The organism is Streptomyces sp. NBC_01463 (assembly GCA_036227345.1).
GTDB lineage: Bacteria > Actinomycetota > Actinomycetes > Streptomycetales > Streptomycetaceae > Streptomyces.
In genome coordinates, this window is the sequence record CP109468.1 from 8,164,853 (window position 1) to 8,190,835 (window position 25,983).

Here is a 25,983-nt window from a genome sequence, read left to right on the forward strand (position 1 = left end):
CGCGGCGCAGCACCCGGTCGTTGCCGGGCGGATGACAGGGCGCGCGCAGAACGGCTGGGGGAGCGATGGCGAGGAGCACGGCGCGGGTGAGGTGCCTCGGGGCCCTCTTCGTCGGATCGGTGATCCTCGTCTGGGGACTCGCCACGTTCTTCGGCGGCCCCGTCGAGTGCGGCGACGGCGGAGTGATCCACGGGGACTCCTGTGTCACCCCCACCCGTGCCGTCACGCAGGACGACATGGACGACGCGCGGCGCCTCCGGCACGTTCTGGGCGGGGTGGGCATCGCTGTCGGCCCGTTGCTCTTCCTCGGCGTCTGCGGGTTCGCACTCAGGGAGAGCCGGGCGAGGCGGCCGGCGCGCGCCCGGGTGTCGCTGACCCCGGAGCAGGCCGAAGGGGGCGGCACTGTGCCAGTCGACTACCGGGTGCGGGCCCGCTGCCCGCACTGCGACGGCCGCGGGGTGCGCACCGTGGGCGCGGGACGAAGGTGCGCGCGGTGCCGGGGCACCGGGCTGACCCGGCGCGGTCCCCGGAGCGTCACCGTGCGCATCCCCGTCGGGGTCCGGCACGGGAGCACCTTGAGGATTCGCGGCCGGGGCACGCCGGGGAAGGGCGGCGCACCGTCGGGGGACCTGCTCCTCACCGTACTGATCGCCGGACCGCCGGCACGGCCGGGCACCAGCGCCGCACCGCCCCGGCAGCGGACGGGCTCCGCACCGCCGCGCCCGGGGACCGCCGCCGCCCCGCCCGGCGGCCCCGCCACCATCGAGGCCGGCGGCATCCGTATCACCGCGGGCCCGGATTCCGTCACGGTCCGGGAGGAACGGCGGTCGCCCGGCGGCCGCATCACGTGGGTGACCACGCACGAACTGCGCTGGCCGGACATCGCCCTGCTGGTGTTCGACAGCGACCGGCACGATCCGGTCGTGGCCCTGTACGCGATACCCGCGGACGCGGCCGCCGCCGGCCGGGGGAGGCACCACCTGGCCGACGACCGGAGGTTCACCGCCGCGGACTGGGACACACTCGCGGCCGGGATCGCCCGCCACAGCCACGGGCGCGTGAGACTGGACCTCGCCTCCCGCAACGCCCCGGGGGGCCTGCGTGACGGCTGAACCGGCCGCGGTCCCGCGGCCCGGGGCGGCCCGGAGGCTCAGGCCGCGAGCCCCAGGACCATGGCCCCGACGACCGGCGCCGCGTACACCAGCGGGAACGGGATGTGGGTGTACCAGCGGGCCCGGATCACGGTGACGACCGCACCGGCGAAGTACAGCACCAGACCGGCCCCCGCCAGCATGCCGACCACCGGGACGAACAGTCCGGCGACCAGGCCCACGGCCCCGGCTGCCTTGGCCGCTCCCAGCCAGGTCCACCAGGAGCGGGGGACGCTGTAGTCGGTCAGGGCCTGGACGACCCACTGGGCGCGGAAGAGCAGGGCGCCGGCCGAGTATCCGGCCATGGCGGCAGCGACGAGAGTGACGACGACGTGGGCGACGGACATGGTGAAGGCTCCTCATCGGACGGTGCCGGAGTGTTCTCGCGCCGGCCACGGTGGCCGGTCCGGCACTGCATCGACACGCCCCGACGGAGAAACGTGACACGTCCGCGAAAAATCTTTCTCCCGCTCGTCCGCACCCCTCGGGGCAGGGTGTCGCGCCCGCTCGCGCGGTGACCCGTCAGTGCCGCCGCGCCAGCAGGAACAGATGCGGCTCCGGCACCCCCGCCGGATGGGTGGGGGTGAACAGGGTGCTCTCCCGCTCCAGAACGGTGAACCCCGCCTCCGTCACCACATCGGCGAACGCGTCCTCACCGAAGCTGGTCACCCGTACCGGCTGACCCATGAACACGCCGCTCACCCCCTCCAGGTCCAACGGCACGGTCGCCACCGCCAGATGCCCGCCCGGCCGCAGTGCGCGTGCGGACCGGTGCAGGACATCCCGCTGCTCGGCACGCGACAGCTGGAGGAGTGAGAAGTACACGCACACCGCGTCGAAAGACGCTTCCTCCAGGTGGAGTTCGCGGATGTCGGCGCAACGGAACTCCGCCCCGGGCACCTGCCGGGACGCGATGTCCACCATGACCGGGGAGACATCGACGCCCAGCACCTCGTGGCCGGCGTCCGCCAGCGTCCGCGCGGTCGGCCGCCCCGTGCCGCTGCCGACGTCCAGCACCCGGCTGCCCGGTGCGATCCGCTCCAACAGGCTTTCCAGCGAGGCGCGATGAGCGGCCGAACCGCCGAACGCCCGCTCGTAGTCGGCTCCGAGAGCGTCGAACACCGAAGCAGCGGTGGGATCCTGCCCCGTCCCGCCGGGCCCCGACGGGCCCTGGTCCGGCAGGCCCTGCTCCTCATCCATGGCGGAATCCCTTCCTCTGCGCCTGCCCGGCTACGGGACGCGGGCGACGGCCACGTACAGGCCACTGTGCTCGGGCTCGGGCGCCGTCGTGCCGCGGAACCACTCGGGGGCGGTCACCAGGCCGGGCTCGGCGAGCTCCAGACCGTCGAGGAACCGGGCGAACTCGGCGCGGGTGCGCAGCGCCAGCTGGATGCCGCCCTTGTCGTACTCGTCGGCACCCTGCTGTCCCCGCTCCGGGTTGACGTCGGACGCGCCCTGGGACAGCACCACGTAGCTGCCCGGCGACATCTCGTCCGTCAGTGTGCGGACGATCCCGATCGGATCGACCGCGTCGGGCAGGAAGTGCAGCAGGCCGAGCATGGAGAGGGCGACGGGGCGGCGGAAGTCCAGGATCTTGTGGGCCGCCTCGATGATGCTGTCCGGCTCACGGACGTCCGCCGGAATGTAGTCCGTGGCACCCTCCGGCCGGCTGATCAGCAGCGCCTCGGCATGACGCAGAACGATCGGATCGTTGTCGCAGTAGACCACCCGCGAGGCCGGGTTGATCTCCTGCGCGATCTGGTGAAGGTTCGGCGCGGTCGGAATGCCGGTGCCGATGTCCAGGAACTGGTCGACGCCCTCACCGGCCAGCCATGCCGTGGCGCGGTTCATGAACGCGCGGTTCTGCCGGGCGCCGATCTTCGCCTCGACGGGCAGCTGTTCCGCCACGGCCTGGTCGACGGGGTAGTTGTCCTTGCCCCCGAGGAGCGCGTCGTAGACGCGCGCCGACTGCGGCCTGCTGGTGTCTATGGGGGGCTGGGACGTCCCGGTCGTCATGGCGAACTCCGTTGCTGATGAGAGTGAGAACCGCTCCTCCGGCGCAGTCTGCCACAGCAACTCCATGATGATCACGCGCCGTTGGCGGAGGCACGGCAGCCGCCTACTGGAGCGCGCGGACCGCCGCGCCGAACAGGGCCGGGGCCCGGTGCGCCACGGGCACGATCAGCCGTGCGGTGGCGGGCCGCCGCGCCAGCGACAACAGGCCGCAGGTCAGCAGACGATGACGCCGGGTCACCCGCGCCCACCGGTCCGGGTAGTCCTGCGGGCGGCCCGCGGCCAGCGAGTCCACCGCCGCACCGGCCGTCGCCACCGCCAGCGCGACCCCCTCGCCGGTCAGCGCGTCCACGTACCCCGCGGCGTCACCGACCAGCAGCACCCGCCCGGCCCGCTGGGTCCGCGCCCGCCGGCGCAGGGGGCCGGCACCCCGCACGGGACCGGCGTCCCGGCCGAGAAGTCCGGCGGCGAGACGGGGGAAGGCGGCCAGCTGGCTCTCGTACGCGAGACGCTCCCCGCTCAGCACGGCCACCCCCACCAGCCCGTCCGCGAGCGGCGTCACATACGCCTCACCGTGCCGGGACCAGTGGACCTCCACGAACTCCGTCCACGGGGCGATCCGGTAGTGCCGTCGCTGCCCGTACCGGCGCACGGTGCTGCCGGGCCCGTCCAGGCCGAGTCCGCGGCGGACGGGCGAGTGCAGTCCGTCGGCGGCGATCAGCCAGCGGGCGGTCAGCCCGCAGGCCTCGATCCGGTCGTCGCTCTGCCGCACCTCCGTGACCTTGCCCGGCACGATCCGGACGCCGAGCTCCAGCGCCCGCGCGTGCAGCGCCGAGTGCAGCGCGGTCCGCCGCACACCGAGCCCCGGCCGGCCGCGGAACGCCGCTTCCGCCCTCCGCGCCCCTGCCACGTAACGGATGCCGCGCAGCGGGCGGCCCGGCACCTCGACGCCCAGGGCGCGCAGGGCCGCCACCCCGCTGGGCATGATGCCCTCGCCGCAGGCCTTGTCGATGGGGGCCGTACGCGGTTCCACGACGACCGCCTCCATGCCGAGAGCGGCCGCCCGGATGGCCGCGGCGAGTCCGGCCGGGCCGCCGCCCGCGATCAGGAGATCGATCACGCCGGCACACCCGCCGCCGGTGCCGAGGCGAGCGCCGCGTCCTCGCACCGGATGCGTACGGCCATCAGCGCCGCGTTGAGCACGGTGAAGACCACCGCGGTCACCCACGCGCCGTGCACGAGCGGCAGCGCGAGCCCCTCGGCGGCGACGGCCACGTAGTTGGGGTGGCGCATCAGCCGGTAGGGACCGCCCGTCACCAGCGGCAGTCCCGGGACGACGATGACGCGGGTGTTCCAGCGCGGCCCGAGCGTACGGATGCACCACCAGCGCAGCGCCTGCGCGGCGATCACCACGGCCGTCATCGTCCAGCCGAGCAGGGGCACGAACGGCCGGTCCGCCAGTCCCGCCTCGACGAGACAGCCCGCCAGCAGCGCCGTGTGCAGGGCGACCATGGCCGGGTAGTGGCCGCGGCCCGACTCGGTCCCGCCCCTGGCCAGCGCCCAGCGGGTGTGGCGCAGGGCGACGACGAGTTCGGCGAGGCGCTCGCCGGCCACGGCCAGCACCAGTGCGGTGTACCAGATCATGTGTCCTCCGACCTACCAGCGCAGCAGCACGAGTTCGCAGCAGAAGCCGGGGCCCATGGCCAGCAGCAGGCCAGGTGAACCCGGTTCGGGACGCCGCTGCTCCAGCGTGTCCCGCAGGACGTGGAGCACCGAGGACGAGGACAGGTTCCCCACCTCGGCCAGCGAGCGCCAGGTGACGTCGAGCGCGCCGTCGGGGAGCGAGAGCACGTCGCTGACGGCCTCCAGGACCTTGGGCCCTCCCGGGTGGCACACCCAGTGGGCCACGTCCTTCGGCTTGAGCCCGTGCTCGGCCAGGAACTCCCGCACGTCGTCCGCCAGATAGCGGCGCACGACATCGGGGACACCCGGATCGAGCACCACCTTGAAGCCGGAGTCGCGGATGTCCCAGCCCATCACGTGCTCGGTGTCCGGATACATCCGGCTGCGGGTCGCCACCACCTCGGGCCCGGCCGCGGGCGCCCGCCCCTCGCCCAGCGCCACCACGGCGGCCGCGCCGTCCCCGAACAGCGCGGTCGCCACGAGATTGGCGGGCGTCGCGTCCCGGCGCTGGAACGTGAGGGAGCACAGCTCGACCGAGAGCAGCACCGCCACGTCGTCGGGCCGGCCGAGCAGATAGTCGTGCAGCCTGGCCACCCCCGCCGCGCCGGCGACACAGCCGAGGCCGAAGACCGGCAGCCGCTTCACATCGGGGCGCATGCCGAGCCGCCCCACCAGCCGGGCGTCGACGGACGGGGCGGCCACCCCGGTGACGGAGGTGAACATCAGCAGGTCCACGTCGGTGGGCCGCAGCCCCGCCGTCCGCAGCGCCCCGCGCAGCGCCTCGGCGCCCATGTCCACCGCCGAGCGGATGAACACGTCGTTCGCGTCACCGAAACCGTCCAGCTCCGCGTAGCGCTCCAACGGCAGCACCATGTTCCGGGTGCGCACCCGGGCGTTCTCGTGCAGACGGTCCAGGACTCGCCGGTCCGCCCCCGGCGGCAGGCAGGTGCGGGCCACCATGTCGGTGACCTCGCGCTGGGTGTGGCGGTACGGGGCCGGCGTGCCGTGCACGGCTGCGAGCCGGGTCATGCAGAGTCCTGCTGCGGAGGCGTCATGGCCCATCTCTGCCCCACATCAGTGACAAAACACCGCAAACAACCCGTGCGGCTGTCACGTCCCCTTCCTCCCGCGTACCTACGATCACGTGATGGGCACTCCGGAACCGACGCGTGGATACGCCGCGACAGCCTGGCCGCCGCGCCGCGTGGCCGGACTGGCCAGGTCCTGCCATCCGGGGCCGGTGATCGCGGTGTCGGTGACGGCGGGCGGCCTCGGCGCGGCCGGCGGCCTCGACGGGGCCCGCTGGGTCCTCCTCGTCGCGGCCGTACTGACCGGCCAGCTCTCCGTGGGCTGGTGCAACGACGCCTTCGACGCCCGCCGGGACGCCGCGGCCGGACGCACGGGCAAGCCGGTGGCCGAGGGGGCGGTGAGCCGGAGGGCGGTCTGGGCGGCCGCGTTCACCGCCGCGCTGCTGTGCGTGCCGCTCTCCCTGGCCTGCGGCCCGCAGGCCGGCGCGGTGCATCTGGCGGCGGTCGCGGCCGCCTGGGCGTACAACCTGAAACTGAAGGCGACGGTGCTGTCCTGGCTGCCCTACGTCATCGGGTTCGGCACGCTGCCCGCCGTGGCCACCCTGACGCTGCCCGGCCGCCCGTGGCCGGCCTGGTGGGCGGTGACCGCGGGAGCGCTCCTGGGCCTGGCGGCCCACCTGGGCGACGTCCTGCCCGATATCGAGGACGATCTGCGCCACGGGGTGACCGGTCTGCCGCAGCGGCTGGGAGCCACGGCCACCCGGCTGCTGCTGCCCGTGCCCCTCGTGGCGGCGTCGGCGGTCCTGGCGTTCGGCCCGGCGGGCCCGCCCGGCCGGTGGGGAGCGGTGACGCTCGCGGTCGCCGCACCCGCGGCGGTCGCGGGGCTCGTGCTCGCCCGGACCTGGCGCAAGGCACCGCTCGCCGCCGCGGCCGTCGTCGCTGCCGCGGACGTGGCCCTTCTGCTGGTACGGGGCACCGGCCCGGCGTGACGAGGGCCGCGGCCCTCACCCCGCGCGCAGCCAGACGCCGATCCGTCGCAGGTCCGCGTCGGTGAGGCCGAGTCCGGGATCGACGCGGTGGAGCAGGGCCCGCCCCGTGTGGTGCGCGGCCACCCAGTGCCGGTCCGCCGCGGTGATCTCGTCGTCCACCCACACGAAGTCGCGCCCCGCCGCCCAGCCGACGAGCGTGCGGGTCTTCCAGTGCAGCCCGGCCCGCACACCCCGTTCGGCCTCGGCGTCGCACCCGTCCTCACCCTCGTCCGGAGACGGGGGCCAGGTCACCACGCGCAGCTGCGGCAGCCCGAGCCGCGGTGCGACGACCGTGTTCGCCTCGTCCTCCCACGTGGTCGCCCAGACCAGCTCGCAGGCGAGCGCGGCCAGCCGGGGCCCGAGCGACGGATCGATCCGGCCGAGCAGCGGATTCGCCCCGGCGCCCGGTGGAAACGGCCCGCCCGGATACACCGGGTGGCCGCCGGCGCGCGGGCCGAACGGAACGAGCGGGCCGTCGACATCGAGGAAGAGCAGCGGAAGGCCGCCGGGACCGGTCACCGCCGCACCGTACAGCCTGAGGTCAGCGACCGCCCGCCACCCGCAGGATCGCTCCGGTCGCGTACGAGGCGTCGTCCGACAGCAGCCAGGCGACGGCGCCGGCGATCTCCTCCGGCTGCCCCGGGCGGCCCAGCGGGATTCCCGCGGCGAGCTTGTCGGGGCGTTCCGGGTCCGCGTGGAACTCGGTCCGGATCACGCCGGGCGCCACCGCGTTGACCCGGATTCCGGCCGCCGCGACCTCCTTGGACAGGCCGACGGTCATCGTGTCCACGGCGGCCTTGGCCGCGGCGTAGTGGACGTACTCGCCGGGGCTGCCGAGCGTGGCAGCCGCCGACGACATGTTCACGATGGCACCGCCGCCCGATCCGCTCATGTCGCGCACCGCACGCCGGGCGCAGAGCAGATAGCCGACGACGTTGACGTCCAGGGCGCGCCGCAGCCCCGCCGCGTCGGCGTCGGCGAGCGGGCCCAGCGGGCCGCCGACCCCGGCGTTGTTGACGAGACCGGTGACCGGGCCGAGCTCCGTCGCCGCGGTGTCGAACAGCCGGTCGACGTCGGCCTCTTCGCTCGTGTCCATCCGCACCGTGACGCAGCGGCGGCCCGATTCCCGCACGGACCGGGCGACCTCATCGGCCGCTGCCGCGTCGGAGCGGTAGCCCAGGGCGATGTCATGGCCGTCGGCCGCGAGCCGGACACAGACGGCGGCCCCGATGCCCCGGCTGCCGCCCGTGACCACGGTGACCTGATGACGGTTCATGGGAATCCCCTCGCTCCTGCGCGACGACGTGACGTCCTCGGTGGACCGCCATCGTAGGCAACCATGATCAACGCCCCGCCCGCACCCAGGCCCCGCCCCGGACTCCGCACGCGCCGATGGACCGCCACCCCCTCATGGAAGGGTGGCGGTCCATCGGTGGTGTGTACGCCGCGTCGGCTACAGCGGGACGTCGCTGTTGTCGCGGGCGCCCTGCTGCTCGCTCCGCTCGTGCAGCTTCCGGGCCTTCTCCTGGAGCCGGCGCTTCTGCTCCGGGTCGCTCGTGCGCTCCGCGGCCTCGGTCATGTGCCGGGCCTTCTCACGCATCTGCTGGGCTCGGTCTGTTTCTCCTGCAACGCTCATCGTCGCTCCTTGAACGGTAGGGAAGAGCGGGCTCCTTCAGAGAAGCAGCGCAGAGCGACGATCGCACGCCGGAGCGTGACGTACGGTGAGAGTGCCAGGTGGGGCGGGTGCGGAGGCCGGGGCGGCGGGGTCCGGCCACCCGCCGCGGCACCGGCGTGATCCGGGCGCCCCGGCGCTGGCATGATCAGGGGTATGAACGAGCGCATGATCGCCGCGTGTGACGGGGCGTCGAAGGGTAATCCGGGGCCTGCGGCCTGGGCCTACGTGGTGGCCGACGCGGCCGGCCGGCCGCTGCGATGGGAGGCCGGGCCGCTGGGCACCGCCACCAACAACGTCGCCGAGCTCACCGCCCTCCAGGAGCTGCTGCAGTCCCTCGACCCGGCCGTGGCGCTGGAGGTCCGGATGGACTCGCAGTACGCGATGAACGCGGTGACCAAGTGGCTGCCGGGCTGGAAGCGCAACGGCTGGAAGACATCGGCCGGCAAGCCGGTCGCCAACCGCGAGCTGGTGGTCCGGATCGACTCCCTGCTCAGCGGCCGCACCGTGCAGTTCGTCTATGTGCCGGCCCATCAGGTCGACGGCGACCCGCTCAACGCCCTCGCCGACCAGGCCGCCAGCGAGGTGGCCGTCGCGCAGCGGGCCGCCGGCACCTCGCAGGGCACCGCCGATCTTCCGGTCCCCGCGCCCGCCCGCGCCACTGAGGGGCGGCGGACCGCAGCAGCGCCGAAGATGGCGGGGAGCGGCGCCCGCGCCGGGGCCACCATCCGCGCCAGGTTCGCCGGCCGGTGCCACTGCGGAAAGCCTTACGCGGCCAAGGACATGATCGCCAAGAACGACCAGGGCTGGGGCCACCCGGAGTGCCGGACCGCCACCGCCTGACGCCGTACGCCGAGGACCGCTTGCGCACCCCGTGAATGGACATGCTTGCTTTTGGGGCTGTTCCTTGGGGGGAACGCAGGTGGCTCCCAGGGGAAGGCGATCGCCCGATGCCGGAATCAGAACACCGCATGCCCTTCGAGGGCCGCCGTCTGCTCATGGTCTCGACGAACTACGCACCGGAGCTGACGGGCCCCGGACCGTACGCCGCCCAGCTCGCCGAGCACTGGGCGCGTTCCGGAGCCGAGACCCATGTGCTGACCGGCATGCCGCACTACCCGTCCTGGCGGACGGAGGCGCCCTACCGAGGGGTGTGGCGCGCCGACGAGGAACGCTCGGGCGTCCACGTCCACCGCCGAAGACACTACGTGCCGCCCCGTCAGGGTGTCCTGCGCAGAGGAGTGTTCGAGGCCAGTGTGCTGGCGCACGGGCTGACCGCACCACCCGCGCAGCGGCCCGACGCCGTGATCGCGCAGATGCCTGGCCTCGCGAGCGGCGTCATCGGCGCCCGCCTGGCCCGCCGCCACCGCGTTCCCTACATACCCGTCGTGCGGAACCTGACGGGCGTCGCCGCCGCCCGGAGCGGGATACGGGAGGCCGGCGCGGCCCTCGCGGCGAGGGCCGAGCGGTACGCGCTGGGCGCGGCCACGCTGGTCGGCGTCATCCACGAGAGCCTCGTCCCCCGGGTCACCGCCCACGGTGTGGACCCCGGCCGCATCCGCCTCGTCCCCAACTGGAGCCGCACGCAGGCCCCTTCGGCCGACCGGGCCGCCACCAGGGCGCGCCTCGGGTGGCGCGACGGCGTCCCCGTGGTTCTGCACTCCGGCACCATGGGGCGCAAACAGGGCCTGGAGGTCCTCGTCGACGCGGCGCGGATCGCCCCCGACATACGTGTCGTGCTGATGGGGGACGGCGATCAGCGCGACGCCCTGCTGGCCCGGGCACCGGGGCTGCCCAACCTCGACTTCCTGCCGCCCGCCGGCGCGGACGAGTTCACCGACATCCTGGCCGCCGCCGACGTCCTCGTCGTGACCCAGTGCGCGTCCGTGCGCGGCACGGGTGTCCCCTCCAAGCTCACCTCGTACTTCGTCTCGGGCCGCCCCGTCGTCGCCTCCGTGGCGGACGGGGGCGGCGCCGCCCAGGAGGTGCAGCGCTCGGGCGCCGGGCTGCTGGTCGCACCCGAGGACCCGGCCGCGGTGCTCGCGGCCGTCCGCAAACTGTTCGAGGAACCCGCCGCGGCGGACCGGCTCGGCGCCCACGGACCGCTCTACGTGGCACGTCATCTGAGCAGGGAGGCCGGTCTCGCCCGCTTCGACGCACTGCTCGGCGAGGTCTTCGACGAGGCGGGGGAGAGCCACCGCCGGTGAACAGCCCGCCGCCCGCCTCGCCGCCCGTCCCCCCGCCGCCGTCTGGGAGAATGCGGTGCCGGGAGACAGTGCCCGGCCATGAACGAAAGAGGGACGCACGGTGACTCCCGCGGAGATGAACTGGGCCGGCAACATCACGTTCGGGGCGAGGCGGCTGTGTGTACCCCTTTCGGAGGCCGAGCTGCAGGAGACGGTGGCCGCCTCGGCCTCGGTACGGGCCCTGGGCACCCGGCACTCCTTCAACACCGTCGCCGACACCACGGGGGACCTCGTCTCGGTGGCCGGGCTGCCACGGGTGGTCGACATCGACCCCGAGGAGCGGTCGGTCACCGTCGGCGCGGGACTGCGGTTCGGCGAGTTCGCCGGCGAACTGCACGAGAGCGGCTTCGCGCTGCACAACCTGGGCTCGCTGCCGCACATCTCGGTGGCCGGGGCCTGCGCGACCGGAACCCATGGCTCGGGCGTAGGGAACCGCTCCCTCGCGGGAGCCGTCCGGGCGCTGGAGATGGTGACGGCGGACGGCGGGCGGACCACCCTGCGGCGCGGTGACGACGACTTCGCCGGCGCGGTGGTGTCGATGGGCGCCCTGGGAGTGGTGACCCGGCTGACGCTGGACCTGGTGCCCGCCTTCGACGTTCAGCAGTGGGTCTACGAGGACCTGCCCGAGGCCGCGCTGACCGGTGGCTTCGACGAGGTGATGGCGGCCGCGTACAGCGTGAGCGTCTTCACCGACTGGCGGCCCGGTCCGGTGGGCCAGGTGTGGCTCAAGCAGCGGGTGGGCGAGGAGGGGCCGGGGCAGGCCCCGGCCGAGTGGCTCGGCGCCCGGCTCGCCGACGGTCCGCGGCACCCGATCCCCGGCGTGCCGGCCGGGAACTGCACCCGGCAGCAGGGAGTCCCCGGCCCCTGGCACCGGCGGCTCCCGCACTTCCGCCTGGAGTTCACCCCGAGCAACGGCGACGAACTCCAGTCCGAGTACTTCGTGGCACGCGAGGACGCCGCGGCCGCGTACGAGGCCGTGGCCCGGCTCCGGGACCGGATCACCCCGCTGCTCCAGATCTCCGAGATCCGCACGGTGGCGCGCGACGACCTGTGGCTGAGCCCCGCCTCCGGCAGGGAGTCGGTGGCCTTCCACTTCACCTGGGTCCCCGACGGCGAGGCCGTCGCACCGGTGCTCGCGGAGATCGAGGAGGCGCTGGCACCCTTCGGCGCCCGGCCGCACTGGGGCAAGGTCTTCGGCACCGCCCCCGATGTGCTGCGCGCCCTGTACCCGCGGCACGGGGACTTCGTGAAGCTGATGGACAGGTACGACCCGGCCGGCACGTTCCGCAACGACTTCCTGGACCGGCACTTCCCGGGGTGAGCCACGGCCGCGTCCCGGACGGATCAGCGGGTCTCGCGCTCGTCCCTGGCACGGGACGGCCAGGCGGCCGCCGATCTGCCCGGGGCGAGCTGCTCCACCACGTCGGCCAGGTCCTCGCAGGCGCGCTCGATCCGGCGCCGGATGTTCTGCTGCTCGGCCACGACGGCGGCCAGCAGCAGAGCGGTGAGCGCGACGGCACCGTTCAGGACCGTGAGGTTGACCATCACCTCGATGATCGTGTGGTTGGCGAACGGGCCCACCCGGTCCGTGCCCGCGACCACCGCCAGCACGGACACCAGCAGGGCACAGGGCGCGCTGCCCGCGAGCCGGAAGCGCAGCGCCGCCCAGATGATGATCGGGAACACCAGATACAGCATCGACAGCGAACTGCGGGTGGCCAGCAGCGAGCCCATCACCGTGACGGCCAGCAGCGCCCCCGCCTCCACCCACCGGTGGGTGGTCCGCGGCATCCGCACCCTGCGCAGCACGAGAAGGACCGGGGTGACCACGAGCACGCCCATGACGTCCCCGGCCCACCACGCCGCCCAGGCCGACCAGAACCCGCTCGCGGGCAGCTTGCCGTCGGCCAGGAGGACGAGGGTGGCCGTGGTCGCGCTGATCGTCATGCCCACGATCGCCCCCAGGAAGACCAGGACGACACCGTCGCGCAGCCGGTCCAGCTCCGTCCGGAAGCCGACCCTGCGCAGCAGCAGGAAGGCACAGACGGGGGCGAGCGTGTTCCCCGCCACGACGAAGACGCTGGAGGCCGTCACCGATCCGCTGAGCGTGGCGATGACGAGCAGGGAGCCGAGCGCGATGCCGGGCCAGATGCGCAGCCCCAGGTACAGCAGACAGCTCAGCGCGATCCCGGTCGGCGGCCACAGCGGGGTGATCACCGCCCCGTGGACGGTCACCTGCCGCATCAGTCCCAGGGCCCCGGCCGCGTAGTAGGCACCGGCGACGGCCAGGATGCGCAGTAATGCCACGGCCGTACGTCGGTGCTTCTCGCTGCGGATCACGCCTCTCATCAGACACCGGCCACCAGCGGAGGCGACCGCGTGACACGCGCGCCGGTCCCCGGCGGTGACTCATCCCGCGGCGGCGGGGTACGCCTCGTGGCGCAGGACGAGCACCGCGGCGTCGTCCTCGTGCCCGGTGCGCGCCGCCGTCCGCAGAATGGCGTCGGCCAGTTCGTCGGCGCTGTCGCCCACGCGTGAACGCACCAGTTGCACGACGGCGTCCAGACCCTCGTCGAGGGGGTAGGAAGGGCCTTCGACCACCCCGTCGGTGAGCAGGACGAACGCGCTGCCGGGCGCGAGCCGCCGCGTGGTTACGGGGTACTCCTCACCGCTCTGGATCCCGAGCGGCAGACCGCCCTCGTCCTCGGTGACGCCGGACCGCCCGTCGGCGGTCGCCCACACGGCGCCCACATGCCCGGCCCGGGCGCTCTGCAGCTCCAGGGTGCGCGGGTCGAGCCGGACGAAGGTGCAGGTGGCCAGGAGACCTGAGTCCACGGACAGCAGCAGGTCATTGGTGCGGCGCACCACCTCGCCCGGATCCGAGGCCGTCACCGCCAGCGCCCGCATGGCGATGCGGACCTGGCCCATGAAGGCCGCCGCCTCGACGTCATGGCCCTGGACGTCCCCGATGGCGAACGCCAGCGAACCGTCGGGCAGCCGGAACCCGTCGTACCAGTCACCGCCGATGTCCAGGCCGCTGCGCGCGGGGGTGTACCGGGCAGCGGCCTGCAGCCCGGGCAGGGCGGGCAGCGTGGAGGGGAGCATCTCGCGCTGGAGCGCCTGGGCCAGTTCCACCCGCGCCTGATGCACCTCCACCTCGCGGCGTGCCCGTGAGGTGAGGTGCTGGAGCGTGGTGAGCAACTCCTCGGCACTGGCCGAGCGGGGAGGACGACGCCGGTTCATGGGCCGCTCCGCAGACATCTGGGGTGGCCGGCCGCATCACAGGGCTGTCGTGGCGCGACGATCCGGGGAGGCCAACGTTTCGGACCCGGAGGGCCCGGGCCCCGGCCCGGCTGCTGCGGGCGTGATGACTGCATCCTATTTCGGTCCGGGGATCCGCGCAGGCCGAGCCGGACCGGGCGGCCGGGAAGCTGCGCGCCGGGCCGGTCGGGTGGATCCTGGGAGTGCTCCCGCACGCCGGCAGCGCCTGCTCGCCGGTGCGGGGCCCGGAGGTGTGCGATGAATCGCTCGATGGAATGGACGGTCCATGTCGACCTGTCCGAGACGGACGGTACGACGAAGGCGGAGGCGGTGCTGGACACCGGTACGGCGAAACTCACCGGCCACGGAGTCGCCCGGTGCAGTCCCCAGGACCCCGACGTACCCACGATCGGCGGCGAACTGGCGGCGAGCCGCGCGATGCGCGATGTCGCCGGTCAGCTGATGAGTGTCGCCGACCGCGAACTCGGCAGGGTGGGTGCGGGTCCCGCGGACGGGCCCGTGCCGCCGCCGTACGCCTGGTCGGACGCCACGGCCTGAACCCGTAAGCGCCTGCCACGGCCGGCCGAACCGCGAGTCCCGGGGGGACCCATGTGCTGGAGCGCCACCGCCGATCTGGTCGCGGGTACCGCGGTGGCGGCGATCGGTGCCGGCTGCGTCGTACGCGCGCGCCGGGCGCGGGATCTGCCGCTCGCGGCGCTGCCGCTGCTCCTGGGGGCCCACCAGATCATCGAGTCCGCGGTCTGGCGGGCGGACGGCGGCACCGGCCCGGCCACCGTGGCATGGGCGGTCATCGCCCTGCCGCTCCTGGCGCTGTGGGTGCCCCTCGGGGTGATGTGCGCCGCCCCCGCGCACGCCCGCCGCCGTCTCGCCGTGCCGCTGGCGGCCGGCGCCGCGACCTCCGCCGCGCTCGCGTACAGCCTCGCGACACGGCAGGTGACGGCGGAGATCCGCGGACACACCCTCGGATACGTCCTCGACCTGCCGCGCCCCGGACTCCTCGTCGCGGGATACCTCCTGGCCACCGTCGGCTCCCTGCTCCTGTCCGGCGACCGGATCCTCACATGGCTCGGGGTGCTGGTCGCGGGCGGGGCCGCGGTGTGCGCCGCGCTGTGGCGGCTGGAATTCATCTCCACCTGGTGCGCGTTCGCGGCCGTCTGCTCATTGGTTCTCCTCGGCTGGTCCGGCAGGACGGACCGCCGGCCCCTCGCGTCCGGCCGCGCGACACCCTGACCACCCCGGCCGGTGTTCGAGGGAACCTCCGTGCTGCTTTCCCGGAGTAACGGAACGGGCGTTCACCTGCGGGGTGGTGGCGGTTGTTACAGAACCCGGACGCCGGGCCGCACACCCCGGACGGGCGCGCGACGGGGGCGCGACGGCGCTTGACCGTCCGTCAACCCGGTGCAGCGCGGGTGGGTGCAGCGTGCAGGAATTGACAGGTACCCGGACGGTTCGGTGGATGCCGCCTACAGTCGCCCGTGACGGAAATGTCTTTACTTCGTCACACGCACCGGGGCGGTGACCACGGGCGCCGTCATCAGGCCAGAGTGTGCCTTCCCGGTACCACGCCGGGGCCGAACAACGCCCGGACCGCAAGGCCCGGGCCCGCACCCTGAGGGGTCTTCATGTCCCGTTCCGCACGACGGATCACCGCAGCCGTTCTCGCTTCCGGCGCACTGGTGGCCGCCGCCGCCCTCCCGGCGGTCGCCGACGACCACGGCCGTGGTCACTCCCAGCGTTCGACCGTCGTCCTGGGCAAGATCCAGTACAACAGCCCCGGCCGCGACAACGGCTCGAACCGGAGCCTGAACGGCGAGTGGGTCACCGTCACCAACACCAGCCGCCACTCGGTCAACCTGCGCGGCTGGACCCTCCGTGACGAGAGCCGCCGCACCTACCGGTTCGACCTGCGCCTGCCCGGCGGCTCCTCGGTGCGCGTGCACACCGGCGTGGGCCGCGACACCCGCACCGACGTCTACCAGGACCTCCGCCGCTACGTCTGGGACAGCAGCGACACGGCGACCCTGCGGGACGCGCACGGTCACAAGGTCGACTCCAAGTCCTGGGGCCACCGCCACGGCGGCCGCCACTGATCCGTCGGCGGCCGCCCTCCGAACCCGGGGCGGCCGCCGGCGCCCGACCGCGGCGCACCACGGCCCGACCGCCGTGGTGCGCCGCACCCATGTCCGCGTCAGGAGTCACCGGCCGCCGCACGCTCCTCGGTGCTGCGGGCCGTCGCGGTGAGGGTCATCACCAGCGTGCACAGGACGGCCAGGACGAACGCCGCGGTACGCAGGGGGTTCGGCTGCCCGCGGCCGTCACGTGCTGTCGTCGGCCGGGACCTCCTGCTCGGTCCACAGGGCCTTGCCGTCGGTGTTGTACCGGGTGCCCCAGTGCGTCGCGAGCTGGGAGACGATGAACAGGCCCCGGCCGCCCTCGTCGACGGTGCGGGCGTGCCGCAGGTGCGGTGCGACCGGGCTGGTGTCGTGGACCTCGCAGGTGAGGGTGCGGTCCAGCATGACCCGCAGATGGAGGGGCGGGGCGCCGTAGCGGACCGCGTTGGTGATCAGTTCGCTGACGATCAGTTCGGTCGCCTCGATGGTCTCCTCGCCGAGGTGCCAGCCCTCCAGCCTGTCGCGGACCAGGGTGCGGGCGACGGACGGCGTGGTCCGGTCGTGGGCCAGTTCCCAGGTCGCGACCCGTTCGGGCGGGACGACGCCGGTCCTGGCGAGCAGGAGCGCGGCACCGTCCGGGTGCGACGCCGCGGGGAGGTTGTAGACGACGGCGTCGCACAGGTCCTGGAGGGGCCGGTCCGGGTAGCCGAGGGCGTCCCGCACCCTGCTCGCCGACTCGTCGTCGGACAGCCGGGAACCGGTGAGGAAGGCCAGCACACTGCCCTCGTCGAGTTCGATCGTCGCGGTGGCGAACGGGGCGCTGTCCTCAGAGAACAGCGCGGGCCCCTCGGGCACGTCGAGGGTGACCGGGCGGCCGTCCGGATCGACGGCGACCGGTGCCGGGTGCCCCGCACGCGCCACCGTGCAGGTCCGGGCGAAGGGGTCGTAGACCGCGTACAGACAGCTCGCCGTCAGCGGCTGGCGGTGCAGCGAGTCGCCCGGCGGCAGCGACCTGCGTTCGCGTGCGAGACGGTCGGCCGTGTCGTTGAGACGGGCCAGCACCTCGTCGGGGTCCAGGTCGAGACCGGCCAGGGCGTGCAGGGCCGTCCGCAACTGCCCCATGGTGATGGCGGTCTGGAGCCCGTGCCCCGCGACGCTGCCGACGATCAGCGCGGTCCGGGCGCCGGACAGCCCGATGGTGTCGAACCAGCAGCCGCTGTTGCGCCCCGGGATCAGCACATGGGCGGTCTCCACGGCGATCCGGGCGCCGTCGTGCTGGGGCAGCAGTCTGCGCTGGACGGTCGAGGCGATCACATGGTCGTGCGCGTAGCGCCGCGAGGTCTCGATGCTCAGTGCCGTATGGGCGGCTGCTGTCAGCATGAGGGTCAGGTCACGCTCGTCGAACGGTTCGGAGCCGGTGCAGCGGTAGAGGCTGACCAGACCGAGGAAGGCCCCGTGCAGCTTCAGCGGCGCCACGATCAGGGAGTGGGCGCCGGTCGTGGCGATCATGTGCGCGGTGATGGGGTCCGCGTCCAGCCAGGGGGTGCCTGGGGTGATCTGGATGAGCCTGGGCCGCAGATCGACGGCGGTGAGTGCGTACGGCGTGCCCGCGGGCAGGTGCCGCATCTCGCCCACCGGGGTGTCCCCGTCGACCCCGAACTGGGCCGCACGGCGCAGGGGGACATCGGGCCTCACCGGGCTGACCGGCGCACTCGTGCCGCGCAGGACGTCGTCCACCACCTCGACCACGGCGAAGTCGGCGAACTGCGGTACCAGCGCCGACACCAGGCCCTGGCAGATGGCCTCCATGTCGAGCGAGTGGCCCACGTTCCGGCGGACCGAGGCCAGGGCGTCCACGCGCGTGCGGGACTTCTCCTGCTCGTTGACGTCGACGACGGCCGCCAGCAGTCCGAGCGGCCGGCCGGAGGGGTCGTCCAGACGGTGCACGGTCACCATCAGACTGCGGTCGGGTCCGGGTGCCTCCATGAGGCGCCCGCGGATCACATGGTTCAGGAGGGGCGTACCGCTCTCCAGTACTCCGCGCAGCAGTTCCTCCGACTCCTCGGGGTCCTGCAGCCAGTAGGCGTCGGTGAAGTGCCGTCCCACGATCCGTTCGGGTGCGACCGCGTCGGACAGGGTGTTGACCCGCTCCACCCGCAGCTGTGTGTCCAGGACGTGCAGCCCCACCGCGGACTGGCTGAACAGTGCGTCCAGGAGAGCCCCCGTCATCTTGTCGGCCGGGGATGTCCCAGGGACCGGTGGACCGGCGTCCGGCACGTCGCACCCCCATCGGCTCCGCCACCCCTGCGTATCGGCAGCTCTCCGGACAGCCTGCGCATGCCCCGCGCGGCCCGCCACCGCGCTGCGGCAGACGGGTGAACCCCGCCGCGCGAACGCCCGCCGCCCGTCCGGTGCGCCCGGGCGGCAACCTTTCCGGGCCCGGCGGGCACTGAGGAATACCACGCCCCCACTCCGGAAGGCACGCACCGTGACTCCTGAGCTCTCCTTGACTCCCCGCAGACGCCGCGCCACCCGCACCCGAACACTGCTCGGCGCCGTCACGGCAGGTCTCCTGGCAGCCACCGCACTGGTCGTCACCGGCCAGACCTCGCATGCCGCGACCGCACGCCAGGCGGAGGCGCTTGACCGCGGTGTGGTCAGCGTCCACACCGACGCGGGCAACCTGATCAGCTGGCGCTGGCTCGCCACCGACGCGGACGACGTGTCCTTCAACGTCTACCGTGCGGGCACCAAGGTGAACGCCTCACCCGTCACCGCCTCGACGAACTACTTCCACGCCGGGGCCCCCAACTCGGCCGACTACACGGTGCGCGCGGTCGTCGGGGGAGTCGAACAGAGCGACTCCGTCCACGCGATCCAGTTCCGCACCGGCTACAAGGACGTGCCTATCACCCCGCCCGCCGGCGGCACGACCCCCGACGGCGTCGCCTACACCTACGAGGCCAACGACGCCTCCGTCGGCGACCTCGACGGCGACGGCGCACTGGACTTCGTACTCAAGTGGCAGCCCACCAACGCCAAGGACAACTCCCAGTCCGGCTACACCGGCAACACGATCGTCGACGGGATCAGGCTCGACGGCACCCGGCTGTGGCGCGTCGACCTGGGCCGCAACATCCGCTCGGGCGCGCACTACACCCAGTTCCAGGTGTACGACTACGACGGCGACGGCAAGGCCGAGGTCGCGATGAAGACCGCCGACGGCAGCGTCGACGGCAGGGGCACGGTGATCGGCAGCGCCTCCGCCGACCACCGCAACTCCGCCGGCTACGTCCTGTCCGGCCCCGAGTACCTGACCATGTTCAACGGGCAGACGGGCGCCGCCATGGGCACGGTCGACTACGTCCCCGCACGCGGCACCGTCTCCTCATGGGGCGACAGCTACGGCAACCGCGTCGACCGCTTTCTCGCCGGCACCGCCTACCTCGACGGCGCCAGGCCGTCACTGATCATGGCCCGCGGCTACTACACGCGGACGGTGATCGCCGCCTGGGACTGGCGGAACGGGGCGTTCACCCGGCGCTGGACCTTCGACACCACCAGCTCGACCAACTCCGGCAAGGGGTACGACGGCCAGGGCAACCACCAGCTCTCGGTCGCCGACGTGGACGCGGACGGCAGGGACGAGATCGTGTACGGCGCCATGGCCGTCGACGACAACGGCAACGCCCTGTGGACCACGAAGAACGGCCACGGCGACGCGATGCACGTCGGCGACCTGGACCCGTCCCGGCCCGGGCCGGAGGAGTTCAAGGTCGACGAGGACAGCTCGAAGCCCTCGTCGTGGATGGCGGACGCGCGGACCGGCCAGATCATCTGGTCGACGCCGGCCGCCGGTGACAACGGGCGAGGCGTCAGCGACGACATCTGGTCCGGCAGCGCGGGCGCCGAGTCCTGGTCGTCCGCGGCCGACGGGGTCCGCAACCCCAAGGGCACCGTCGTGGCGAGCCGCAAGCCCTCCAGCGCCAACTTCCTGGCCTGGTGGGACGGCGACACCACCCGCGAACTCCTGGACGGCACCCACATCGACAAGTACGGCACCTCCGCCGACACCCGGCAGCTGACCGGGGCATCGGTCCACTCCAACAACGGGACCAAGGCCACCCCCGCGATCTCCGGCGACCTGTTCGGCGACTGGCGCGAGGAAGTGGTCTGGGCGACGACGAACAACACCGCGCTGCGGATCTACTCCACGCCGTACGAGACCGGCACGAAGATCACCACACTGCTCCACGACACCACCTACCGCACGGCGCTGGCCTGGCAGAACACGGCTTACAACCAGCCCCCGCACCCGAGCTTCCACATCGGGAGCGGAATGGCGGCGGCGCCGCGGCCGGCCGTGTCGACGCCATAGGCGCGTACACGTAGGCCTGTTGAGGTACCGGGTGCCGCCCCCGTCGCCCCGACCGGCCGGGCATGCGCGATCATGACCGGAATGAAGGCTCGTTTCCTCGGTATCGATGATCTGACCGACGTTCCCTCCGTGGCGGTCGTGGTCGACGTCATGCGCGCGTTCACCGTGGCCGCCTGTGCGTTCGCCCGGGGGGCGGAGAAGATCGTGCTCGCCGGGTCGCTGGACGAAGCCCGGGCGCTCAAGGACCGCCACCCGGACTGGGTGGCGGTCAAGGACGGTCCGCCCGCGCCCGGGTTCGACGCCGTCAACTCGCCCGGCCTGCTGCGCTCCGTCGACCTGGCCGGACGGACCGTGGTGCAGAAGACCACGGCGGGGACGGTCGGCGCCCTCGCGGTGAAGGAGTCCGAACTGGTGCTGTGCGCCGGCTTCGTGGTGGCGGAGGCAACGGCCCGGCTCCTGCGGGCGCGCGGCAGCGACCGTGTCACGTTCGTGGTCACGGGCGAGGACGGGCGGGCCGATGAGGACCTGGCGTGTGCGCAGTACATCGCCGGGAGGGTCACCGATCCCGCCGGCACGGACGCGGCCGGGTTCCTCGGCCGCGCTGCCCGGTCGCGCGCCGCCGCCGAACTGGCGGAGGGGGTGCGGCAGGGAGTCCATCCCGATGACGTCGCGCTCTGTCTGGAGGCCGACCGGTTTCCCTTCGCCATGGTGGCGGCGTCGGAAGGGCCGCTGATGATCCTGCGTCCGTGCGCGATCCCTCAGGGGCCCGACGGGGACCCGGTCTGATCGGCGGCAGCGTCCGCCTGGCTTCGGGGGTGACGGACGCCGTTGCTACGCCGTCCCGTCCGAGGCCCCGTCACCGGAGGCCGGCGGCGCGGGCGGTGGGGCCTCGGACTCACCGGTCTGCGGGGTCACCGGCTCCGGGGCCGACTCCGAGGTCGGCGGCGGCTCCTCCGAGGAGGGCGGGGGAGAAGGCGGCGGCTCCTCGGACGTCGGCGGCGGCGAGGGGGGTGCTTCCGTCGTCGGCCCGCCGGAATCCGTCCCGGGTGACGACGGCTCGTCGGACCCCGGGGAGCGGGAGGAGGAGTCCGAGGGGCAAGGGGCCGCCGTTCCTCCGCCGGATTTCGGCGGACACGGGGAGGCGCTCGCATCGGCGGGCGGGTCGGTCTTCTTGTCGCCGTCGCCCGTGTCACCGGTGTCCCGTTCGAACCAGCCGTCGGTCTTCGGGTCGAACATGACGAACACGTTCACCGGCTGCGGAGCGGGCTGCACCACCACGACCTGGCCGGCGCGGTAGCCCGGCCAGGGATCGCCCTTCACCTCGGGCGAGCCCTTCAGCGCAACCGGCGGCAGCAAGGGGTTGCCGCAGGCGCAGCGGACCCTCGGTACACCGCGGTCGTCGACCAGCACCGCCGTACCGGCCTGGAGCACCGCCTGGTAGCTCGTGGCGGCGCCGTTCTCGTACCCGTGGTTGGTGACCCGGGTGTCGAGCCGCAGCTGAACCGGTGTGAGCGCGCGCAGGTACGCCGGGACGCCGGACGGGTCGATGCCCTCGACCGAGGCGAACGCCTTGTTCTTGGCGGGCTGGTCCGTGAGGGCGGTGATCTGCTTCTCCACGTCGCAGCTGGCGACCTTGCGGGTGCCGCCGTACAGGCCGGGAGCCGAACCGTCCACGCCCTGGGTGACGTTGTTCCCCGTCCCGGACGCGCTCGCCGACATGCTCGGCACGGGGGTCGGCGTCGCGTCCCCGGGTGCGCTGCGCGCGGTCGAGCCGGTGAACGGCTGGCGGCCGGCCGAACCGGCTGCCTGGAGGAACACCTCGCCCCCCGCCGATTTCGAGCCGTCCGGCCGGGTGAGGACGACCGTCAGCACCACTGCCGCCACGAGGGCGACGGCGATGGTCGCCACCTTCGGCACCGACCGCCACCAGGGAGTGCGGGGTCCTTGGCCGGAGCCCTGCGGGGATTCGCCCGGTTCCACGGGGCCGCCTGATCCGCCCGATTCACCCGATCCGCCGTGGCCGCTGCCCGACGGCGGGCCGGCCGGGGGTCCGGAGGGGCGTTCGGGCGGCGGCGGGACGGGGCGTTCCTGCGACGGACCCGAGAGCGGTCCGGACGGCGGCCCCGTGGGGCGGCCCGACGACGGCGGCAGGTCGGACGACGGCGGCAGGTCGGACGACGGCGGCTGGTCACTCACGGTTCTTCTTCCCCATGCCAGGGTCGTGATCGAATTATTCCGATATCCGCCATTGTGTGCCTCGCCCCCGCGCGGCCCGCAAGCCGACGCGGTCGGCCCACCCGAGGGGCGGCCGCCCTCGCGGCTGCCTAGCGTGGGTCCGTGAGCACACAGGGATCGGACGGCGCAGGCCCGACGGAGCGCCGCGTCGCACACGGCTGGGGCGATGCCCTCCTGGCGGTCCTCGCCGCACTCGTGGTCATGGGCGTCACCGCGGCCCTCGGCCTCTGGGCGGCCGGGGCCACGGATCTGCCCGGCGGTTCGTTCCCCCGGGTGGTCGCGGCGGTCGTCGTCATGGCGGCGGGCGGTTCGGTCGACCTGTCCGGCAACGCGGGCGAGCTCGCGCAGACGCACGCGGACATCTCGGTGCTGCCCCTCTCGGTCACCCTCGTCGGCGCCCTGGTGCTCGCCGCCGGATTCCTCCGCCCGCTCAGGCACCGGGCCGTCGCCACCGCCCGCGAACTCGCCGGGTGGGCCGCCCGGATCGCGGTGCTCTGGGCGCTGGTGCTCATCGGACTGTCCCTCCTGGCCCGGCAGACCTTCGCGATCCCCGGCGCCGACCCGACCGGCGGTGTCATCGGCGACGTGCTCGACGCCTCGCCCCGGGCCGGATTCCGGGCCGACATCCCGCTCACCGTCGTCCTCGGTCTGCTCTGGCTCGCCGGGGTCCTCGTCCTGGCCCTGCTCGTCTCCCGCGGCGCGCCGCTCCCCGCCCGGCTGGTGCGCTTCCAGGAGTCGGTGCGGCCGGCCGCGTACGCCATGGTGGCGCTGCTGCTCGTCTGCGTGGCCCTCGGACTGGTCATCGCGCTCGTCGTCGCGGCGACACGGGGGCAGCCCGCCGCGACGTTCGCGGTGATCCTGCTCGGACTGCCCAACCTGGTCTGGCTCGTCCTCACCCTCGGGCTCGGGGCGTCCTGGGAGGGGAAGGTGGACGGGCCGTTCGGACTGCCCATGCCGCAGATGCTGGACTCCGTGCTGCGGACACCGGACCTCTCCACGCTCAACGTCGGTACGCTCGCCGAGCAGGACGGCCGCGCGTGGTGGTGCGTCGTCGTGGCGGCGGTGCTCACCCTGGCGGCCGCGTTCCTGATGGCCGCGCGCTCACCGGCCCGGACGCGCCCCTGGCAGCACGCCGTGCACATGGCGGTGGCCCTCGCCCTCACCGTGCTCGCCGTATGCCTGCTCGTCCGGATCTCCGCCCACTACGGACTGTCCCTGCTGGGCCTGGGCGACCTCGGCGGCGGGCTCGGCGGCGAGGTCCTGCTGCGCCCGCGCCTGTGGGGCGCCCTCGGACTCGCCCTGCTGTGGGGGCTCGTGACCGGATTCCTCGGCTGGCTGCTCGCCGCCCGCGTCCACCGTCGCGGCGAGGTGGACGACGTGCCCGGCCGACCTCAGGGGCCGGACCCGGACCGCTCGTGAAAGACCGGCAGCGCCCACCGCGGAGGTGCGGGCGGTGGTTCGGACCCGGACTGCCATCCGGCGATCCGCCGGTCCACCTGCGTCGCCGGATGACCGCCCGCCGCCCCGCCGCGGGCAGCGGCGCGCAGGGCCGCCACGAACTGGAGGCAGGAGTCGTACCGGTCGTCCGGACTCTTCGACAGCGCCTTCGCCAGCACCGCGTCGACACCCGCCGGAAGATCGGGGCGCAGAGACGTCAGCGCCGGCGGCGGATCGAACTGGTGGGCCCACAAAAGCGCCATGTCGTCGTCGCGCTGGAACGGCGGGGCACCGGCCATCGTCTCGTGCACCACGCACGCCAGGCTGTAGACGTCGCAGCGCCCGTCCACCGGGCGGCCCGAGATCTGCTCGGGCGCCACGTAGTCGAGCGTGCCGACGAACTGGCCCACCGAGGTGAATCCGGTCAGGGAGAGGGACTTCTTCGTCAGACCGAAGTCCGTCAGGTACACATGCTCCGGATGGTCGCTGTCCGTACCCGCCGCGACCAGGATGTTGCCCGGTTTGACGTCCCGGTGCACCAGATCGTGATCGTGGGCCGCGTCGAGGGCGGAGGCCACCTGCGCGGCGATCCGGACCGCGGTCCCCAGCGGAAGGGGGCCCTGCCGGTCGATGAGCGCGCGCAGGTCCTGTCCCGCCACGTAGCGCATGGCGATGTACAGGATTCCTTCCGTCTCACCGGCTTCGAAGACGGGCACGATGTGCGGGTGGTCGATCGCGGCCGCCACCCGTGACTCGTGCGTGAACCGCTTGCGGAAGGTGTCGTTGCGGGCCAGTTCCGGGGCGAGCAGCTTGAGGGCGACCGTCCGGTCCAGCCGCAGGTCCTTGGCCCGGTACACGACCGCCATCCCGCCGCGCCCGATCTCGCCCTCCACCAGGTAGTCCGCGATCTGCCGGCCGATCAGGTCGGAGGGCCGCCCGGCGGGCAGCGAGGGGCCGGGGGGAGCCGGGGACGGGCTCATCAGCCGTCACCGCGCCTGGTCGGCGGATGCGTGGGGGAGGGGTCGGGGTCGTTCGGGGGGTGCAGCAGCTGGGTCTCCTCCGGATCGACCGGAGCCGGACCGGCCGGAGGTGGAGCACCGCCCGCGGTTTCCGGTGGCCGGGGCGCGCCGGCGGCTGCGACCTCGGCGGGGCCGACGAGCCGGGTCGCCTCCGGCCGGGCGGCCGGAGCCGCTCCGCCGCCGCTCGCCGGGGCGCTGCTCGGGCGGCCGGGGCCGGACTGCGCCGCGTACGTCGTCAGCCGGGTCCCGTCCGTGTACACCCAGCGCTCGTGCTCCGCGTCGTACAGCCAGACGGCCTCGCCGTCGACGACCACACCGGCCCGGAGCCCCTGGGTACGGCGGCGGAAGGTCTCGCCGTCGATGCGGCCCCCGATGAGCTCGTCGGACGCCCGGCGGAACCGTTCCAGGGACTCCTGGACCCGGGCGACGAGCGGCCGGGGGTCCGCCGTCCGGGCCATCGGCTGTCCGGCCTGCGGCGGGTCGTGCGGTACGGGGACGAGCAGCCGCCCGTCGACCCAGGCCGACCAGCCGTTGGCGCACAGCACCTGGCCCCAGTCGCCGCGCCGGTCGAGCAGCTGGACGGGGAGCAGCGGGTCGAGGGGTTCGGTGGGCCTGGAGACATCCGGAGACTCCCAGGCGGGCAGCCCGTCCCGGGGGACGACGTGGGTGGGGCGGAAGTCCTCGTTCTCCATGGGCCGCT

General features: G+C 73.6%; 26 protein-coding genes. 11 read left to right on the plus strand and 15 right to left on the minus strand.

Translation table 11 applies throughout. The features are described from left to right. Window positions 1-86 precede the first annotated feature (86 nt). Window positions 87-1,112: a hypothetical protein gene (locus OG521_35810; GenBank protein WUW25841.1), complete on the plus strand. Its 1,026-nt coding sequence runs from the start codon at window positions 87-89 to the stop codon at window positions 1,110-1,112. 38 nt (window positions 1,113-1,150) lie between these two features. Here OG521_35810 and OG521_35815 read toward each other — a convergent pair whose 3' ends face one another. The 6 genes from OG521_35815 to OG521_35840 form a co-directional block, all read right to left on the minus strand. Beyond that, a complete protein-coding gene (locus OG521_35815) occupies window positions 1,151-1,498 on the minus strand; it encodes a DoxX family protein (GenBank protein WUW25842.1) in 348 nt (115 codons plus the stop codon). A gap of 175 nt (window positions 1,499-1,673) precedes the next feature. Then, a complete protein-coding gene (locus OG521_35820) occupies window positions 1,674-2,351 on the minus strand; it encodes a class I SAM-dependent methyltransferase (protein ID WUW25843.1) in 678 nt (225 codons plus the stop codon). Between the two features lie 30 nt (window positions 2,352-2,381). Then, window positions 2,382-3,167: an SAM-dependent methyltransferase gene (locus OG521_35825; protein ID WUW25844.1), complete on the minus strand. Its 786-nt coding sequence runs from the start codon at window positions 3,165-3,167 to the stop codon at window positions 2,382-2,384. A gap of 103 nt (window positions 3,168-3,270) precedes the next feature. Beyond that, a complete protein-coding gene (locus OG521_35830; protein WUW25845.1) occupies window positions 3,271-4,284 on the minus strand; it encodes an NAD(P)/FAD-dependent oxidoreductase in 1,014 nt (337 codons plus the stop codon). Further along, a complete protein-coding gene (locus OG521_35835) occupies window positions 4,281-4,808 on the minus strand; it encodes an isoprenylcysteine carboxyl methyltransferase family protein (protein ID WUW25846.1) in 528 nt (175 codons plus the stop codon). Before OG521_35835 ends, OG521_35830 begins: the two co-directional genes overlap by 4 nt. 12 nt (window positions 4,809-4,820) lie before the next feature. Then, window positions 4,821-5,876 (minus strand): type III polyketide synthase, encoded by a 1,056-nt coding sequence (locus OG521_35840; GenBank protein WUW25847.1) that lies wholly within the window; start codon window positions 5,874-5,876, stop codon window positions 4,821-4,823. Window positions 5,877-5,994: 118 nt separating this feature from the next. On the opposite strand from OG521_35840, the gene OG521_35845 reads away from it, so the two are divergent. Then, window positions 5,995-6,864: a UbiA family prenyltransferase gene (locus OG521_35845; GenBank protein ID WUW25848.1), complete on the plus strand. Its 870-nt coding sequence runs from the start codon at window positions 5,995-5,997 to the stop codon at window positions 6,862-6,864. Between the two features lie 15 nt (window positions 6,865-6,879). Here the strand turns inward: OG521_35845 and OG521_35850 are convergent, their stop codons facing one another. The 3 genes from OG521_35850 to OG521_35860 form a co-directional block, all read right to left on the minus strand. After that, window positions 6,880-7,422 (minus strand): HAD domain-containing protein, encoded by a 543-nt coding sequence (locus tag OG521_35850; protein ID WUW25849.1) that lies wholly within the window; start codon window positions 7,420-7,422, stop codon window positions 6,880-6,882. 22 nt (window positions 7,423-7,444) lie between these two features. Then, window positions 7,445-8,179 carry an SDR family oxidoreductase gene (locus OG521_35855; protein WUW25850.1) on the minus strand — a complete coding sequence of 245 codons (735 nt, stop codon included), beginning with the start codon at window positions 8,177-8,179 and terminating at the stop codon, window positions 7,445-7,447. Window positions 8,180-8,356: 177 nt separating this feature from the next. Then, window positions 8,357-8,539 (minus strand): DUF6381 family protein, encoded by a 183-nt coding sequence (locus OG521_35860; GenBank protein ID WUW25851.1) that lies wholly within the window; start codon window positions 8,537-8,539, stop codon window positions 8,357-8,359. 192 nt (window positions 8,540-8,731) lie between these two features. On the opposite strand from OG521_35860, the gene OG521_35865 reads away from it, so the two are divergent. From OG521_35865 to OG521_35875, 3 genes are all read left to right on the plus strand, one after another. Next, on the plus strand, window positions 8,732-9,418 hold the full coding sequence (locus OG521_35865) for a ribonuclease HI (protein ID WUW25852.1): 687 nt from the start codon (window positions 8,732-8,734) through the stop codon (window positions 9,416-9,418). A 107-nt stretch (window positions 9,419-9,525) separates the two neighbouring features. Next, window positions 9,526-10,782 carry a glycosyltransferase gene (locus tag OG521_35870; protein ID WUW25853.1) on the plus strand — a complete coding sequence of 419 codons (1,257 nt, stop codon included), beginning with the start codon at window positions 9,526-9,528 and terminating at the stop codon, window positions 10,780-10,782. A 115-nt stretch (window positions 10,783-10,897) separates the two neighbouring features. After that, window positions 10,898-12,142, plus strand: coding sequence for an FAD-binding protein (locus tag OG521_35875; GenBank protein WUW26911.1), 1,245 nt, complete (start codon window positions 10,898-10,900; stop codon window positions 12,140-12,142). A 23-nt stretch (window positions 12,143-12,165) separates the two neighbouring features. Here OG521_35875 and OG521_35880 read toward each other — a convergent pair whose 3' ends face one another. Next, a complete protein-coding gene (locus OG521_35880) occupies window positions 12,166-13,161 on the minus strand; it encodes an MASE1 domain-containing protein (GenBank protein ID WUW25854.1) in 996 nt (331 codons plus the stop codon). Window positions 13,162-13,230: 69 nt separating this feature from the next. Then, complete coding sequence (locus tag OG521_35885; protein WUW25855.1) at window positions 13,231-14,064, minus strand: serine/threonine-protein phosphatase; 834 nt, start codon at window positions 14,062-14,064, stop codon at window positions 13,231-13,233. A 276-nt stretch (window positions 14,065-14,340) separates the two neighbouring features. On the opposite strand from OG521_35885, the gene OG521_35890 reads away from it, so the two are divergent. The 3 genes from OG521_35890 (at window position 14,341) to OG521_35900 (ending at window position 16,193) form a co-directional block, all read left to right on the plus strand. Beyond that, window positions 14,341-14,640: a DUF1876 domain-containing protein gene (locus OG521_35890; protein ID WUW25856.1), complete on the plus strand. Its 300-nt coding sequence runs from the start codon at window positions 14,341-14,343 to the stop codon at window positions 14,638-14,640. Window positions 14,641-14,691: 51 nt separating this feature from the next. Continuing rightward, window positions 14,692-15,333: a hypothetical protein gene (locus tag OG521_35895; GenBank protein ID WUW25857.1), complete on the plus strand. Its 642-nt coding sequence runs from the start codon at window positions 14,692-14,694 to the stop codon at window positions 15,331-15,333. A 392-nt stretch (window positions 15,334-15,725) separates the two neighbouring features. Beyond that, window positions 15,726-16,193, plus strand: a complete 468-nt coding sequence (locus tag OG521_35900; GenBank protein WUW25858.1) for a lamin tail domain-containing protein — start codon at window positions 15,726-15,728, stop codon at window positions 16,191-16,193. A 225-nt stretch (window positions 16,194-16,418) separates the two neighbouring features. Here OG521_35900 and OG521_35905 read toward each other — a convergent pair whose 3' ends face one another. Continuing rightward, entirely contained in the window at window positions 16,419-18,443 is a 2,025-nt protein-coding gene (locus OG521_35905) for a SpoIIE family protein phosphatase (GenBank protein WUW25859.1), read from the minus strand. Window positions 18,444-18,786: 343 nt separating this feature from the next. Here OG521_35905 and OG521_35910 point away from each other — a divergent pair, with 343 nt between their 5' ends. Both OG521_35910 and OG521_35915 read left to right on the plus strand, forming a co-directional pair. Then, complete coding sequence (locus OG521_35910) at window positions 18,787-20,592, plus strand: rhamnogalacturonan lyase (protein ID WUW26912.1); 1,806 nt, start codon at window positions 18,787-18,789, stop codon at window positions 20,590-20,592. A gap of 72 nt (window positions 20,593-20,664) precedes the next feature. Continuing rightward, complete coding sequence (locus OG521_35915; GenBank protein WUW25860.1) at window positions 20,665-21,378, plus strand: 2-phosphosulfolactate phosphatase; 714 nt, start codon at window positions 20,665-20,667, stop codon at window positions 21,376-21,378. 45 nt (window positions 21,379-21,423) lie between these two features. On the opposite strand, the gene OG521_35920 is transcribed toward OG521_35915, so the two are convergent. After that, on the minus strand, window positions 21,424-22,788 hold the full coding sequence (locus tag OG521_35920) for a hypothetical protein (protein ID WUW25861.1): 1,365 nt from the start codon (window positions 22,786-22,788) through the stop codon (window positions 21,424-21,426). Between the two features lie 141 nt (window positions 22,789-22,929). Between OG521_35920 and OG521_35925 the strand changes: the two genes are divergently transcribed. After that, window positions 22,930-24,246, plus strand: a complete 1,317-nt coding sequence (locus tag OG521_35925) for a streptophobe family protein (protein ID WUW25862.1) — start codon at window positions 22,930-22,932, stop codon at window positions 24,244-24,246. On the opposite strand, the gene OG521_35930 is transcribed toward OG521_35925, so the two are convergent. After that, complete coding sequence (locus tag OG521_35930) at window positions 24,219-25,244, minus strand: serine/threonine protein kinase (protein WUW25863.1); 1,026 nt, start codon at window positions 25,242-25,244, stop codon at window positions 24,219-24,221. The two genes, OG521_35925 and OG521_35930, sit on opposite strands and share 28 nt — an antisense overlap. Continuing rightward, a complete protein-coding gene (locus tag OG521_35935; protein ID WUW25864.1) occupies window positions 25,244-25,975 on the minus strand; it encodes a hypothetical protein in 732 nt (243 codons plus the stop codon). Before OG521_35935 ends, OG521_35930 begins: the two co-directional genes overlap by 1 nt. Window positions 25,976-25,983 lie beyond the last annotated feature (8 nt).

Coding starts and splice junctions, on each gene's coding strand:
- OG521_35815 (WUW25842.1), bottom strand. CDS start 1,498: ATGTCCGTCGCCCACGTCGTCGTCACTCTCGTCGCTGCCGCCATGGCC.
- OG521_35820 (WUW25843.1), bottom strand. CDS start 2,351: ATGGATGAGGAGCAGGGCCTGCCGGACCAGGGCCCGTCGGGGCCCGGC.
- OG521_35825 (WUW25844.1), bottom strand. CDS start 3,167: ATGACGACCGGGACGTCCCAGCCCCCCATAGACACCAGCAGGCCGCAG.
- OG521_35835 (WUW25846.1), bottom strand. CDS start 4,808: ATGATCTGGTACACCGCACTGGTGCTGGCCGTGGCCGGCGAGCGCCTC.
- OG521_35840 (WUW25847.1), bottom strand. CDS start 5,876: ATGACCCGGCTCGCAGCCGTGCACGGCACGCCGGCCCCGTACCGCCAC.
- OG521_35845 (WUW25848.1), top strand. CDS start 5,995: ATGGGCACTCCGGAACCGACGCGTGGATACGCCGCGACAGCCTGGCCG.
- OG521_35855 (WUW25850.1), bottom strand. CDS start 8,179: ATGAACCGTCATCAGGTCACCGTGGTCACGGGCGGCAGCCGGGGCATC.
- OG521_35860 (WUW25851.1), bottom strand. CDS start 8,539: ATGAGCGTTGCAGGAGAAACAGACCGAGCCCAGCAGATGCGTGAGAAG.
- OG521_35865 (WUW25852.1), top strand. CDS start 8,732: ATGAACGAGCGCATGATCGCCGCGTGTGACGGGGCGTCGAAGGGTAAT.
- OG521_35870 (WUW25853.1), top strand. CDS start 9,526: ATGCCGGAATCAGAACACCGCATGCCCTTCGAGGGCCGCCGTCTGCTC.
- OG521_35875 (WUW26911.1), top strand. CDS start 10,898: ATGAACTGGGCCGGCAACATCACGTTCGGGGCGAGGCGGCTGTGTGTA.
- OG521_35885 (WUW25855.1), bottom strand. CDS start 14,064: ATGAACCGGCGTCGTCCTCCCCGCTCGGCCAGTGCCGAGGAGTTGCTC.
- OG521_35890 (WUW25856.1), top strand. CDS start 14,341: ATGAATCGCTCGATGGAATGGACGGTCCATGTCGACCTGTCCGAGACG.
- OG521_35895 (WUW25857.1), top strand. CDS start 14,692: ATGTGCTGGAGCGCCACCGCCGATCTGGTCGCGGGTACCGCGGTGGCG.
- OG521_35900 (WUW25858.1), top strand. CDS start 15,726: ATGTCCCGTTCCGCACGACGGATCACCGCAGCCGTTCTCGCTTCCGGC.
- OG521_35905 (WUW25859.1), bottom strand. CDS start 18,443: ATGACGGGGGCTCTCCTGGACGCACTGTTCAGCCAGTCCGCGGTGGGG.
- OG521_35915 (WUW25860.1), top strand. CDS start 20,665: ATGACCGGAATGAAGGCTCGTTTCCTCGGTATCGATGATCTGACCGAC.
- OG521_35930 (WUW25863.1), bottom strand. CDS start 25,244: ATGAGCCCGTCCCCGGCTCCCCCCGGCCCCTCGCTGCCCGCCGGGCGG.
- OG521_35935 (WUW25864.1), bottom strand. CDS start 25,975: ATGGAGAACGAGGACTTCCGCCCCACCCACGTCGTCCCCCGGGACGGG.